11 protein-coding genes are annotated in these 15,102 nt (G+C 37.7%); 10 read left to right on the top strand and 1 reads right to left on the bottom strand.

Translation table 11 applies throughout. From position 1 onward, the window contains the following. The first annotated feature begins 401 nt into the window (after positions 1–401). The 9 genes from MM236_RS10670 to MM236_RS10630 all read left to right on the top strand — a co-directional run bounded on the left by MM236_RS10670 (position 402) and on the right by MM236_RS10630 (position 13,125). Entirely contained in the window at positions 402–3,551 is a 3,150-nt protein-coding gene (locus tag MM236_RS10670; protein WP_241274969.1) for a SusC/RagA family TonB-linked outer membrane protein, read from the top strand. An 11-nt stretch (positions 3,552–3,562) separates the two neighbouring features. Then, positions 3,563–5,302: a RagB/SusD family nutrient uptake outer membrane protein gene (locus MM236_RS10665; protein ID WP_241274968.1), complete on the top strand. Its 1,740-nt coding sequence runs from the start codon at positions 3,563–3,565 to the stop codon at positions 5,300–5,302. 93 nt (positions 5,303–5,395) lie between these two features. Then, positions 5,396–6,916, top strand: a complete 1,521-nt coding sequence (locus MM236_RS10660; protein WP_241274967.1) for a glycoside hydrolase family 32 protein — start codon at positions 5,396–5,398, stop codon at positions 6,914–6,916. Positions 6,917–7,632: 716 nt separating this feature from the next. After that, positions 7,633–8,976 carry a sugar porter family MFS transporter gene (locus MM236_RS10655; RefSeq protein WP_241274966.1) on the top strand — a complete coding sequence of 448 codons (1,344 nt, stop codon included), beginning with the start codon at positions 7,633–7,635 and terminating at the stop codon, positions 8,974–8,976. Then, entirely contained in the window at positions 8,969–9,859 is an 891-nt protein-coding gene (locus MM236_RS10650) for a carbohydrate kinase family protein (protein WP_241274965.1), read from the top strand. The genes MM236_RS10655 and MM236_RS10650 overlap by 8 nt, the downstream gene beginning before the upstream one ends. Positions 9,860–10,031: 172 nt before the next feature. Next, entirely contained in the window at positions 10,032–10,328 is a 297-nt protein-coding gene (locus MM236_RS10645) for a thioredoxin domain-containing protein (RefSeq protein WP_241274964.1), read from the top strand. A 452-nt stretch (positions 10,329–10,780) separates the two neighbouring features. Next, positions 10,781–11,557, top strand: coding sequence for a hypothetical protein (locus MM236_RS10640; protein ID WP_241274963.1), 777 nt, complete (start codon positions 10,781–10,783; stop codon positions 11,555–11,557). Between the two features lie 120 nt (positions 11,558–11,677). After that, positions 11,678–11,923: a DUF6364 family protein gene (locus MM236_RS10635; RefSeq protein WP_241274962.1), complete on the top strand. Its 246-nt coding sequence runs from the start codon at positions 11,678–11,680 to the stop codon at positions 11,921–11,923. A 218-nt stretch (positions 11,924–12,141) separates the two neighbouring features. After that, positions 12,142–13,125 carry a TlpA family protein disulfide reductase gene (locus MM236_RS10630; protein WP_241274961.1) on the top strand — a complete coding sequence of 328 codons (984 nt, stop codon included), beginning with the start codon at positions 12,142–12,144 and terminating at the stop codon, positions 13,123–13,125. Positions 13,126–13,243: 118 nt separating this feature from the next. On the opposite strand, the gene rlmF is transcribed toward MM236_RS10630, so the two are convergent. Continuing rightward, positions 13,244–14,161 (bottom strand): 23S rRNA (adenine(1618)-N(6))-methyltransferase RlmF, encoded by a 918-nt coding sequence (gene rlmF, locus MM236_RS10625; protein WP_439648018.1) that lies wholly within the window; start codon positions 14,159–14,161, stop codon positions 13,244–13,246. A 123-nt stretch (positions 14,162–14,284) separates the two neighbouring features. Between rlmF and MM236_RS10620 the strand changes: the two genes are divergently transcribed. Further along, complete coding sequence (locus tag MM236_RS10620; protein WP_241274960.1) at positions 14,285–14,830, top strand: fasciclin domain-containing protein; 546 nt, start codon at positions 14,285–14,287, stop codon at positions 14,828–14,830. Positions 14,831–15,102 lie beyond the last annotated feature (272 nt).

Below are 15,102 nucleotides of genomic sequence, written 5' to 3'. Positions count from 1 at the left end.
TTTATTTTTCAGATGTTTTTTTTTGTAACCCTTTCTTGGGACTCGGTAGAGGTATGAAAAGTTATTTCCCAGAGATTACCCACTATTTTTTAAAAATTACCCTTAATCTAAAAGCATCGATCTGTTTCTTGAAGGAGATAAAAAGACCATTTCACAATCATTTAGATATACAATTTTTATCCAAAAATCTTAAATCTGTTGTAAGCCCAAGAAATATTTTTTGCTCAAGTGTAAGGCTCCATGTCCAAAAGTGCTTTATCAAATTACAAATTAAAATTTCTTACCTGTTTGGTAGATATCATAGTATTAATTCAAATTATTCTCAACCTATTAATAAACCATCTGCCGGAGTGATTCCGGCAGATACCTAATCAAAACAACAACCAATAAACCCATAGTTTATGAAAAAACAACTATTACTGATTTTAATGACCTTTCTGTTGGCTGCACCTTTGATGGCGCAGCAAGCTAAAGTGTCAGGAACAGTCACCGACAAAACTTTAGGTGACGGTATTCCCGGAGTTACAGTGTCTGTCAAAGGAACTTCTAAGGGAGTGATTACGGATATTGATGGAAGCTACAGTCTTGAGGCCGAACCTTCCGATGTTTTGGTTTTTTCCTTTGTCGGATACACTACCATCAATGAAACAGTAGGGAATCGCTCTATCATCAATGTATCGCTTGAAGAAGATATTGCAGAGCTTGACGCTGTTATGGTAGTCGGATATTCTAGCCAAAGAAAAGCGGATGTGACTGGTTCAATAGTATCTGTAGATCTAGGACCCGTACAAGGTCAAAGTATGAGTTCAGGTAATCCGATGCAAGCTTTGCAGGGTAGGGTTCCTGGCTTGTTTGTTGAGAAATCAGGCGACCCCTCTGGAGCAAGTTCTAGGGTTTTGATTAGGGGAGTTTCTACTTTGGGAAACAACGATCCTCTTTATGTAATTGATGGTGTTCCTACTAAGCGGCCGGGTGTGTTTGCTAGTCTCAACCCCGAAGCTATAGAATCCATACAAGTGTTGAAAGACGCATCAGCGGCGTCGATTTACGGATCTAGGGCAGCAAATGGGGTCATTGTAGTGACTACCAAGAGCAGAGCAAAAGGCGGAGAGAGTTTAAGTGTGACTATCAATTCAAATTTTTCTATACAGAATGAAAAACAACAGCGATACAAAATGCTGAATGCCACCCAAAGAGGCGAAGTCTTGTGGAGAGCTATGGTAAATGATGGTGCTGATCCAAACTCTGGGTATGGAGAGATTTATAATTTTGATTGGAATGGTGATTTTAGTAACCCAGTCCTAAATAGTGTCACAACCAGGCCTTTTGTCGGTGGGAATCCCGATGTGCCTGCAGGTGATACCGATTGGCAGGACGCCGTATATCAAGCTGGTTATGTATTTAATAATGAAGTGTCTGTTTCCACCAACAACGAGAAGTCCTCTTTGATGATTAACTTGGGACATTTGAAAAACACTGGTGTCTTGAAACATACTGGTTTTGAAAGATATAGTGCTAGAATCAACGCAAACACTTATTTGTTTGATGAAAAGTTGAGATTTGGCATCAATACCCAGTTTACAAATTCCAATGAGACACCTGCCGCAAGAGATGTCGGTAACTCACCTGTGCCTGGCTTGGCGATTACCTTGGCTCCAACGATACCTGTAAGAGATGCTAACGGTGAGTTTGCAGGGCCTATAGGTGCTGGTTATTCGGACAGGAACAACCCGCTTTTGATGCAATATCTGAACAGGTGGGATAATATCAGAAACAATAACTTCTATGGAAACGTGTTTGCAGAATGGAGTATTATTGAAAACCTTACATTCAAGACCAGTGTGGGATTGGATTATAATAATTTTTTCAGAAGAGATATTGAGCCAACTGTCAGGAATGGTTTTATCACAAGGACAAACAATAGGCTAATCCATGATACCAATGAATTTTCAAGTTTGGTATTTTCCAATACTTTAAATTATAGCTTAACTACAGGCAATCATCGGTTTAGTTTTTTGGCTGGTGTAGAATCTATCAAAGATGATTTTTCATCTATAGTAGCAATTGCAGATGGATTTGCGATAGAGACTGATGATTATTTCGTGTTGGATGCAGCTACTGGTGCAAGGACCAATACCGGCAGGATGACTGGAAGTAGGTTATTGTCACAGTTTGGCAAAGTGGACTACGCTCTATCAGATAAGTACTTGGCTTCATTTACCATCAGGCGAGATGGATCTTCGAGGTTTGGAAGAAATAACAGATATGGGATTTTTCCAGCTGCCACATTGGGATGGAGATTGAGTGAGGAAGATTTTATAAAGCAAGTGAAGCAAATTTCTGATTTGAAATTCCGGGCAGGCTATGGAGTAGTTGGCAACCAAGAGATTGGAGATTTGGCTCGTTTTGGGCTCTATGAAGCAAGATATGGTGCCAATCAGTCTCAATTTATCCCTGGGTTTTTTGAATTTTATTACAATGTAGGAACAGCATACGACATCTCGGGTAATGGTACTGGGACCTTACCGTCAGGTTTTGTATCAATTCAAGCTGAAAATCCCGATCTAAAATGGGAGACTACAAAGGAGTTGAACTTAGGTTTGGACTTTAGTTTGTTTGACTATGCGATAGTTGGTTCATTTGACTACTACAGAAGAAATACAAGTGATATCCTGACCACTCCTCCCATAGCTTCTGTAATAGGAGAAGGTCAACAGAGAGTGTTGAATGGAGCATCCACATTCTCACAAGGATGGGAGTTGATTTTGAGCTACAACAAGCAGTTTGCAAATGGGATCAATTTAACTGTCAATACAAACTTTGGGGCATTTAAGGACAAAATCACTGATTTGCCGGAAGAAGTGAGGGCTGCTTTTCCAGGTACAGCGCAGAATTCAATTATAGGACAATCCCAGTTTTCGATCTTTGGGTATAAAACAGATGGTCTATTCCAAAGCGCAGAAGACGTAGCAAACAGCCCTACCCAAGTAGGAGCAAGGCCTGGAGGGATCAAATTTGTAGATCTGAATGGAGATGGTGTAATCGATGCAGATGATCGGGATTTTATTGGCAACACATTGCCTTCCTTGGAATTGGGGTTAGGAATTAATTTGAGTTACAAAAACTTCGATTTTGCAATGTTCGGTTCTGGTGTTACAGGAAGAATAGGTTTGGATCCATATATTTTCTGGAACAATTTTGTCCAAGGAAGAGAAAATGCAGGCTTAGGTGTCTTGAATGCTTGGACCCCGCAAAATCCAACTTCGGATATTCCTGCATTATCATTGGCTTTCAATGAGACACTTACCTCAGATTATCTCTATAGAAACAATTCGTATTTCAAGCTTAGAAACTTACAGTTTGGATATTCTCTACCAGAATCTTTGGTAGGAAGAGTCACTGGATTGGGTGGAGTGAGGATGTATCTCCAAGGGGAGAATCTCTTTTGGTTTACGCCAAAAAATTACATTGGATCGGATCCAGAAAGAACGGATGTAAATAGAATTCCTGTGCCAGCGGTTTATTCAATGGGTCTAAACATCAACTTTTAACTGAAATTATCATGAAAAATATATTAAATTATCTAGTCTTTTCGAGTTTGTTCTTCCTCCTAATAGCTTGTTCGGATTTTCTCGAATACGATCCTAAAGGTGTGCTCTCAAGCCAGAATGTAAGCTCTCCTAGTAATGCAGAATCATTGGTGATTGCAGCATATGCAGGTATTGGGAATGATGAAATGATTGGGCCCCTGACTAGCATGTGGGTTTATGGAAGTGTTCGGTCTGATGATGCTTATAAAGGAGGAGGAGGTAGAAGTGATGTGGATGTAATCGATCGCTATGAGCAATACAATCTGACTATTCCTGATATGGGAGATCAGATGGCGCCAAGGACATGGACAAACTATTACAAAGCAATATCTAGAGCAAATTTTGCTTTGAGGGTGATCAATGAAATACCAGAGCAAGAATATGAAGCTAAGACAATCAGGCAAGCGGAATTGAGATTTCTTAGAGCACATTCACATTTTATGCTAAAATTGATTTTCAAAAAAATCCCAATCATTACCGAAGAGTTGACGCAGGATGAAATAGCACAAGTAACCAATGATGTTCCTAATGATGAATTGTGGGAGCTTATTGCGCAGGATTTTCTGTTTGCTTACGAAAACCTGCCTCAGGTTCAAGATGAAGTGGGTAGAGCCAATAGAAATGCCGCTGCCGCATACTTGGCAAAGCTTAGGCTATACCAAGCTTATGAACAAAACGAGCAACATCAAGTGACCAATATCAATAGAAGTAGGCTAGAGGAAGTTATCGCTTATGCAGATGAAGTACAGGGTGCTTTGGAATCAGATTATGGCAATAATTATCTGGATGGTTTTGACAATGGTCCAGAATCAATATGGGCAGTCCAGTTTTCCATAAATGATGGAACTGTAGTCAGCAGAGTGAGCTATGTAACAGGGCTGAACTCACCTCATGGAACTGACCTTTATGGTTGTTGTGGATTTCACCTTGCTAGCCAAAACATGGTCAATGCTTTCAAAACAAATTCACAGGGATTGCCTGAACTTGATGGGTTCAATAGCCAAAGTATTTTCAATGTTGTCACGACGGGTGGGATAACGCCTTTGGCACCTGGTCAGACTATCGATCCGCGCCTTGATCATACAGTTGGTATTCCTGGAAGACCTTTCAAATATCGAAATAATGTCACCAATCCAGGAGATATGATCTACAATTTTTCATGGGCAAGAGATCCAGGTGTGTATGGCTATTTTGGAAATATGAAAGAACAGCAAGCACCAGATTGTAGCTGTTATGTGAAGGAAGGCCCATTTATAGGAACTTCCAAAAACATAGACTTCATCAGGTTTGCTGATGTGTTGTTGTTCAAAGCTGAAGCGTTGATTCAATTGGATAGATGGAATGAAGCCTTACCGATTATCAATCAAATAAGGTCTAGGGCTGCGCAAAGCACCCAACGACCCTTGGCTGCGGGAGCCAGTGATTTTTACAACATCTCAACATATGAATCCTTCCCAAATAAAGATTTCGCTTGGAAGGCTCTTAAATTTGAAAGGAGGTTGGAGTTTGCCATGGAAGGGCATAGGTTCTTTGACCTTGTCAGATGGGGAGAGGCAGCCCAAGTGCTAAACGCTTACCTTGATGTTGAAAAAGAAAGAAGGGATTTTCTTTCCAATGCTAGGTTTACAGCTGGCAGAGATGAATATTATCCAATACCTCAAAGAGAAATTGACTTTACAAGAGGTGTTTACAAACAAAATGCAGGGTATTAACTTATGAAACAATATTCCGCTTTGACAAAAATTTTGGCATATGCGGAATATTGTTTTAATTATAAAAAAATAACAATACAAACTGAATACATCATGAAGATATACGATTTCAAAATAATTCTCTTTTTTGTGTTTATTCTCATTAATTCTTGTGGGCCTAGTACCAAAAACAAAGATAGTGAGGAAGATGCGAAAGAAATCAGTCAATTTGAAGAGCCATTTCGCCCACAATTCCATTTTACTCCACCAACCAACTGGATGAATGATCCCAATGGGATGGTTTATTACGAAGGTGAATATCATCTTTTTTATCAGCATCATCCAGATGGAAATACATGGGGGCCAATGCACTGGGGACATGCGATCTCAACCGATTTGATCCATTGGGATCATCAGCCGATTGCTATTTTTCCTGATGAACATGGTACTATCTTTTCAGGTTCGGCAGTCGCTGATATCAACAATACATCTGGACTTGGCACCAAAGAAAACCCTCCTCTTGTAGCTATTTATACTTATCATGACGCAGAAGCTGAGAAGTCTGGATCAGTTGATTTTCAAACTCAAGGGATAGCGTTTAGCATTGATAAAGGAAGGACATGGGAGAAATATTCCCAAAATCCTGTTTTGAAAAATCCAGGGATAAAGGATTTTAGAGATCCAAAAGTAGATTGGTTTGAAGAAGGAAACGGGAATGGAAAATGGGTTATGAGCTTGGCAGTAAAAGATAAAATTTCTTTTTACTCTTCAACTAACTTGCTTGATTGGAATCACGAAAGTGACTTCCAGCCAAGCTGGGGAGCATATGGAGGGGTATGGGAATGCCCTGATTTATTTGTTCTAAAAGATAAAGAAGGTAATGATAAATGGGTTCTTTTTGTGAGTATCAACCCTGGAGGACCCAACGGAGGTTCTGCAACACAGTATTTTTTGGGGGATTTTGATGGCAGTACCTTTACTTCTGAAGGAGAGGAAGTTAAATGGTTGGATTATGGCGCAGACAATTATGCCGGTGTCACTTGGTCGAATGTACCAAAGCAAGATGGTAGGAGATTGTTTATTGGTTGGATGAGCAATTGGCTTTATGCTAATTTAGTTCCAACTGAGGTTTGGCGCTCTGCCAATACAATACCTAGGTCATTGGAACTTTTTCGTTCTGGAGAAAATCAATATATTGCCTCAAGACCAATTGAAGAAATCAAAAAGCTAAGGCTTGAATCGAAAGAAGTTGAAGGGGAATTAATTGATTTGAATTCAGAATTGATGGAAATCGAATTGGATATTGTTGGGGTTGATTTTGAATTTGAACTTTCAAATCAGGAAGGAGAGAAGGTCATTTTAAGAAAAGAGGGAGACAATCTAAGCTTTGACAGGAGTCTATCGGGTCTGACAGATTTCAATAAAGAATTTGAAAAAATCCACACAGCACCTGACTTGGGATTAGAATTGAAAAACCTTCAAGTTTTTGTCGACAAATCATCTATTGAGTTTTTCTTCAATGAAGGGGAACTGGTTTTAACTGAAATCATTTTCCCCGAAAATCCATATACTCAATTGAAGACAAAAGGCTTTGGTGAAGTAAAAGAAATTCATGTTTTGAAATCTATTTGGTAAGGTGGAAGGAAAATGTGAGAAATGAGAAATAAGACACAAGTTTCAAGTGTTAAAAGCCCGAATGAGGTTAAACCTTGATTAGCCCAGGTCGCAACCCGGGGATTAATGATGATGCAGGAGAGAAGCGAGACAGAATCAGGGATGAGATCAACCACGAAGTGCCTGCCTGCTGCAGGCAGGGTTAAACTTTGAATAGCCCCGGATTGCTATCCGGGGATTAAAATCGATGTGCGAAACAACAACCCCAAAGGGGTTGAACTTCTCTAATCAAAAGAAAATAGTGTCAACTAATTTCAGGACGAGACAAGACAACAACCCCAAAGTGCCTGTTCCGATAATTTCGGGAGGTTGAACTCCTAGTCAATAAAAAAAAGTCAAATAAAAGCAGGATATGACATTCAGTTCGAGATTTCTTCCCGCAATTCTGCGGGACAGGCCTCTTCGTTCGAAATGACTACCAAGTCACCTCGAGGGAAAGAGAGCTCTCTTTACTTGGATTAAGAGGTGTTTAAGAGGAGCGGAAATAAGAGAAAAACAATAAAAAAAGCACCAGCTATTCAAAAACACCAAATCAACCAAATATTCCATAACTTTAAAACTTTCCAACCTTAAAAACCTCCAACTATTTTAACAGCTAACCACTAATCCCTAATTTACTAATCTACTATTCAACCAATCCCTAATCTACTAACCCCCAATTAACCAACCCCCAACCTATGCAAAGTAAAAATTACGTTCTTTTTTTATCCATCACGGCTGCGCTTGGTGGTTTTCTTTTTGGTTTTGATACTGCCGTGATCTCAGGGGCAGAGCGAGATATCCAAAATCTTTGGCAATTGAGCGACCTGAAGCATGGACTTGCCGTTGCAATAGCGCTGTATGGAACAGTATTAGGAGCGCTTTTTGGAGGGATTCCTGCTGATAAATATGGGAGAAAGACCTCTCTGCTATGGATAGGCTTGTTCTATTTAGTCTCGGCACTTGGCTCCGCTTTGGCTCCCGATGTCAACACTTTCATGTTTTTCAGATTTTTGGGAGGCTTGGGAGTAGGAGCTTCTTCAGTGGTAGCGCCTATGTATATCTCAGAGATCGCGCCAGCTGCTCGCCGTGGTCAATTGGTCGCTTTGTATCAATTCAATATCGTTTTTGGAATTCTTATGGCTTATTTTTCCAATTATCTCATTGGTACAGCCAATCTCAATGAAGCTTGGAGATGGATGATGGGAGTCGAGGCTATTCCGGCTTTAATTTACTCTATCTTGATCTTTAAAGTTCCCAAGAGCCCAAGATGGCTGATAGCAAAAAAGAATGCTTATGAAGAAGCAAGAGTGATTTTGACAAAAACAGATCCTGATGGCGTAGATGAAGCCATTGCCTTGGCAATCCAAGAAAGCAAAGAGATCAAAGGAAAAGCTACAGTAAGTATGCTTTTCAATTCCAAATTCAAGAAAATCAGCTTTATGGCGATATTGATGGCATTTTTTAACCAGGTTTCAGGGATCAATGCTATTATTTATTTTGCTCCCAGGGTTTTTGAGTCGGCGGGGATTTCTACCGAGACAGCTTTAATATCTACGATTGGAATTGGGGCGATCAATCTTGTGGCCACTATGCTTGGACTATATTTGATTGATAAATTGGGTAGGAAAATGCTGATGTATATTGGTTCAGTAGGCTATATAATTTCACTTTCATTGATGGCCTACAGTTATTTTGGTGGAGCTATTGATAGTAGTTTGTTACCATATTTTGTATTTGCCTTTATTGCTTCACATGCGATAGGTCAGGGATCGGTGATATGGGTATTTATTTCGGAAATCTTTCCAAATGAATTGCGTGCATATGGACAATCTATGGGTTCATTTACCCATTGGATTTTGGCAGCAGTCATTGCAAATATTTTCCCATTAGTAGCCAATCGCTATGGTGCGGGAAATATTTTCGCTTTTTTTGCAGTGATGATGGTTTTACAATTGATCTGGGTAGCAATTAGAATGCCTGAGACAAAAGGCCGATCATTGGAAGAAATTCAAAAAGATTTACAGAATAGTCATGAGTAAAAAAGTTATTTGTTTTGGGGAAATGCTTTGGGATTGTTTTTCCGATGGTGAAATGGCAGGTGGAGCACCGATGAATGTAGCGCTTAATTTAAAGCAATTGGGCGTTGATGTAGAGATGATTTCCAGATTGGGAAATGATGCTTATGGAGAAAAGCTCAAGGACTTCTTGGCAACATATAGTTTGCCCTTGCGGCTGGTTCAAGAAGATTCGGGACATCCTACAGGGAAAGTTCTGGTGGATGATACAGACAAAGAAAATATCAAATATGAAATTGTGGAGCCTTCTGCTTGGGATTTTATAGAATTGAACAGTGCAAATCAAGAAACTGTCGCAAAGGCAGATGCTTTGATATTTGGGAGTTTGGGAGTGAGAAATGAAACCTCGTGGAAGACACTTTATCACTTAGTACATCAACCGCTATTGACTATATTTGATATCAATTTGCGTGCGCCATACATAGATTTTTATAAGATAGACAGCTTGCTAGGCTATACTGATATCTTGAAGATCAATGAAGACGAACTTGAAATCTTGGCTGACTTTTTTGAATTGAAGAGAAAGGGAGAAGGCTTGGTAAAAGACCTTTGTGATTACTTGGTGGAGGAATATCCTATTGAGGCGATTTGTATCACACATGGCAGCAAAGGAGCGATTGTATATAAAGATGGGAAAATTATCAGCCACCCAGGCTACAAAGTCAAAGTCGAAGACACAGTCGGTGCAGGCGATGCTTTCTTGAGTGGATTTGTGAAAATGTACCTAGAAGGGAGAAACTTAAAAGAGACTTTAGACTTTGCCAGCAAACTAGGTGCTTTTGTCGCTACGCAAAAAGGAGGGACTCCAAAGTATAAAATGGAAGATGTAGAAACAGTAGGGAGTTAACCTTAGTAACAACAGTCGACGGTCATCCGACAACAGCTGAACTTGAAATCATTCATCCAATAATCTATTGTTTGGCTACGTGTAAGAAAGCAGATACACATATAGATTAAAACTTGTGAATCTAGAGCAAAAAGTCATATTTTGGATTTTTTAGGTTTAAATACTATTTTAGTTGGTGTATGTATTTGATAACAATAACTATGAAAATTTTTTGGCAGTCACTTTTGAATCTGCAAGCAAGGTCAATAAGCTTTTTGAAAGGTTTGAGTTTGACTTTAAGCACATTGTGAATTCAAAAGAACTAACAACAAAGCTAGGGTTCAATGGTTTTCCAGTTAATTTGTTTTTGGATAAGGATGGTGTAATAAGGAGAATTGAAGGAAATGTCCCTTTCGTAACCAATAAAGAAGGTCATACAGAAATGTCTAATGGTAATGAATTTTTGGAATTTCTTGAGGAATTGTTGTGATTGAGAGTCAATAAGTCTGAAGTAGAATGTTACTAGAAATCGATCCAAAATAGGCGAATACATATGCTTCTTCTCTTCTATGATAGCTTTTAATGCTTCGTAATTTCTATTGTTTAATAAATTCAGTCTAGAATTAATAAAAATAACCTCATATGAAATCAAGCATGACGAAGAACTTTACACACTGGGATGATTATCAACCATGCGAGATTCCATAGCCTGTCCCGATCAATCGGGATGACCTCTGAAAAACAGATTATAAACACATGAAAAGAGGTAAATGGCTGATTTTAAATGCTGTTCTCAAAATAATTTTTTTATTGGTTAGATTTTTTCTGTGATTCTGGAAACTTTGATGTGAAAGTATCTGTATGTAAATAGAATATCTTTATTTCTTTATATTTTACTATAGCCAAAAAATATTTGGTTTAATCCATACAATGAACTAAACTATGAAATTTAAATATCTTTTGTCGGCAGCATTGATTTCTTCTGTATTTTTTATCACTTCATCAAAAGTCACCGCACAGGCATTTGTTGACTTTGAGTCTGGAGGAGTTTTTACAGGATACAATAATGTCAGAATTCCTGGAGATGGAGGTACCAAGTTTTCATTGAAAAATGATTTGAGTCCCACACCAAGCGCTTTTCTTCGCTTAAGGGCAGGTTATACTATTAAATCAAGGCATGCAATATCTCTTCTTTATGCTCCTCTCAGCGTAGGATCTAGCGGGGCTATAAATAGACCGATTGATTTTGAAGGAGTTACTTTTGGTTCCAATACTTTGTTGGATGCGAGCTATGTATTTAATTCTTATAGAGTGACTTATAGATATGATTTTGTAAAAAGGCCAAAATTTGAATTCGGAGCTGGTTTTACTGCAAAAATCAGAGATGCCGAAATTGCCCTGAGAAGTGAGACATTATCTGCTTCAAAAACAAATGTAGGCTTTGTGCCCATCATAAACTTCAGGCTCAACTGGCAAATAAATGACAAAATCGGAGTTTTGTTCGAGGGCGATGCATTGGCAGCACCACAAGGAAGAGCAGAAGATGTGTTGCTTGCTGGGACATACAAAGTTTCGGACGAGTTGTCAGTTCGTCTAGGATATAGAATTCTTGAAGGTGGAGCAGACAATGATGAGGTCTACAATTTTAGCTTATTCCATTATGCTACATTTGGTGTTTGTTACACTTTTAAAAACAAGTCTTTTAAAAAAGGTAATTGAAAAGGAGTCAAAAATGAATAGTTCTTTGGAGCCCTGCTGAACATCTAACACTTCCAAAACCCAGTACTTGTAAAAGACGTATAGAAATATTATAATTGTACGTATAAAAAATAAGTTGTAATGGATACTAAGTTAACATTGAGACTTAATGAAGATGTGATCAAGAGAGCTAAAGAATATGCGAATAGTCATAATATTAGTCTTTCTAAAATAATTGAATCTTATTTAGATAGTATTACAAAGGAGAAAGAGGAAAAGATTGCAATTACTCCTTTTGTTAAGAGTTTGATTGGTGTAATTGATTTGCCTGCTGACTATGATTATAAAAAAGCGTATGGGGATTTTTTAGAAGAAAAGTATAAATGAAAAACTTATTCATTGAAATGATTTAATCAAGTAAATCTCAATGAAAGGGATCAGGATATATTGTTATATGTTTATTTTAATGAATAAAGATGGCAAAGTTAATTATAAAGCTAGCTTTCAATCTTTTAGTGAACCTAGTAAATTCAACTAAAATTACTATTTTTAGAAATCTGCTTCGAAAGAAGTGTAAGGGGATCGTTTAGAAATGTATAAAAGTCATGCTGAAAAATAATATAGTAAAAACCGTTCTAAGGCTTTTTCTTGGGATTTTAGTGATTATTACTTCAGCAGTTTTGCTCATTCTTTTGTTTACAGAAGTTGTTGAAGTGAAAAATATTCAAGTAATGAAATGGTTGCCAATATTGATTTGTGCCATTGGTTTTTATTTTGCTGGACTTATCAACAAAATAACCAAATTTATTTTTACACTTTTCCTGCTTACTTCATTGTTGTTTTTCATTCTTCTTGACATGCTTCATTTCCCATTTTTCTTTTTAATTGGCTTTATATCTGTACTCAGTATACTATCAACAAGAAAAGAGTTGAGTAAAAATATTAGAATATCCTCTCTGACTCTCATTTTGGTAATATTTGTTGGCTATTTGCTATCTCAACCATTTATTATAAAAAATAAAGGTTATGGGACTGACATGACGGGGATTAATTTATATAATGCAACTGTCTTGTGGGATTTTACAACAAAACCTTCAAGAACTTTACCAAAAGAATTCTTTAAAGATTATGATGAAAATGAAGTAAGGTTTGGAGACTTTAAGGGTAAAACCATTTATGTGTCATTTTGGGCAACTTGGTGTGGCCCTTGTATGCAACAAAAACCTCATTTAGAAAATTTGAAACAGCAGTTAAAGGATTATACCGACATAGTATTTATAGATGTTTCGATTGATACGGATCTTGAAAAATGGAAAAACTATTTGTTAAGTAATGAACAAGTGGGACATCAACTAATAAGCCAAAATATTGCAAAAACTCATTCTAATTATCAGTTTTCTGGAATCCCTTACCATATTGTGATTGACTCAATGGGTAACTTTAAACAAATTGCAGGTCCACACGCCTTAGGCTATGACAGTGATCTACTTTCAGATTCAAAAAGACTGACTGACTTTATGAATACTCCGTATAAAGTATTCAAAATTAATAATATAGCAGGGAAAGACACAATAATAAGAGTTAGGTGAATTGAATAGAGATTGAGATTGAAGAAGGAAATGATTTTAAAGAAAATGTCTCATTTATATCACAAGAGAATAGCTAATATGACGGAGATTAATTTATAAGCTTTGTTAAATTCAGAAATCACCCAAAACTCCAAGCCAAAATTCTACTGATTTTATTTCCTTGACTCATTTCGATGGTTTTTATTGATTTGACATTGACAGCATCCAAGGTTTTGTAAAGTTTGGCAAGGTTTGACTCTTTTGAAACCAAGCTGGTAAACCAGCGACACTGTCTGCCAAAGCGTCTGCTTTCATAGATCATATTAGTCAAAAACTTCAATTCGCCACCCTCGTACCATAGTTCATTGCTCTGACCTCCAAAATTCAATGTGGCTTTTTTTACTTTTTCACCTTTCAGATTGCTGAGTTTTCTCAAAGAACTTGCATTTGCTTCTTTTGCTGAAGCATGAAATGGCGGATTGCATATACTGACGTCATAAAATTCACCAGCTTGAATAATTTCCTCAAAGATGTTTCTGCGATTGGTTTGCAATCGTAAAAACACTTTATTCTTCAATTGGGGATTTTTATTGATGATTTTTTGGGCTGCCTCGATAGCCTCCGGATCTATATCTGATCCTACAAAGGTCCATCCATACTCTTGAACTCCAATAATTGGGTAGATGCAGTTCGCTCCAACACCGATATCCAGACATTTAGTCTGATTTGAACTTTTGTCATTTTTGTCAATAATCAAATCAGCTATATAATGGATATAGTCCGCTCTTCCTGGTATAGGTGGGCAAAGATAATTTTCCGGAATTTCCCAATGATCAATTTGATAAAAATGCTTCAAAAGTGCCTTGTTGAGCATGATTACGGCCTCAGGGTTGAAAAAATCCACAGACTCATCACCATATTTATTGGTGAAAACGAACTCTTGAAGTGCCGGCAAAGTTTCTGTCAATGCTCGAAAATCATACCTTTCCCTGTGTTTATTACTTGCATGGAGGACTGATTTGATAGTGGCGTGTACTTTTTTCTCTTTTGGCATCATTCGTGAGCGTTGGTAAGTACAAAAGTATTCAATTTTTACCCTTCATCAATTATTTCTCCTTTATTAAAACTTATTAAGGGAATTGAGGTTTGGTCTGTGTTGAATCATAAAACAAAGAAACAAATGAAAATCTTGAAAATTTTAACTTTAGCTGCTGTATGTAGTGCAGTAGTATTGGCAGTAAGTTGTGAAAACAAACCTGCAGAGACTGAAGAATCTACGGAGATTGTAGAGGAAGAAGTGGTAGTAGAAGAAGCGCCAAATACGATAGTTGATATCGCAGTTGGTTCGCCAGACCATACTACATTGGTAGCTGCGGTTACTGCAGCTGGTTTGGTAGAGACTTTGAATGGTGATGGTCCATTTACTGTCTTCGCGCCTACAAATGCTGCATTTGCTGCTTTGCCAGCTGGTGCTGTTGACGAGTTGTTGAAAGCTGAGAATAAGGAAAAATTGACTGGCGTTTTGACCTACCATGTAGTGTCTGGTAACGTGAAGTCAAGTGACCTTTCGGACGGACAAGTTGTGACTACTTTGAATGGTCAGGAATTGACTGTAAGTATCAAGGATGGCAAGGTGATGATCAATGGAGCTACTGTTACCGCTGCTGACCTTGAAGGAAGCAATGGCGTAGTTCACGTAATTGATTCTGTCTTGATGCCAAAATAAGTTGCATTAAACTGTTCAGAAAAACTAAAGCCTGCTTTCGAGCGGGCTTTTTCAGTTTCCATTCGTTCTTAAATTCTGAATTTTATTTTTTATTTCTTTCTTGAGGTACATACTTATTATTTGATTGAAAGGTAGTTTATTATGATCTTTTTTTGGGCAATCTGTAGCAGATGTTTGTTATCTATCTCAAAATGGAGATTTTCAATTTTTTAATAATTTTTCTTCGAGTTTCCTTGGATTCTTAATATTCCTGAATTTACTTTGTGGCATCC

Source organism: Belliella calami, from assembly GCF_022549695.1.
In the GTDB taxonomy this organism is placed as follows: Bacteria; Bacteroidota; Bacteroidia; order Cytophagales; family Cyclobacteriaceae; genus Belliella; species Belliella calami.
Note: the sequence above shows the minus strand (reverse complement) of the source record. Positions and strands in the feature narration are given on the sequence as shown.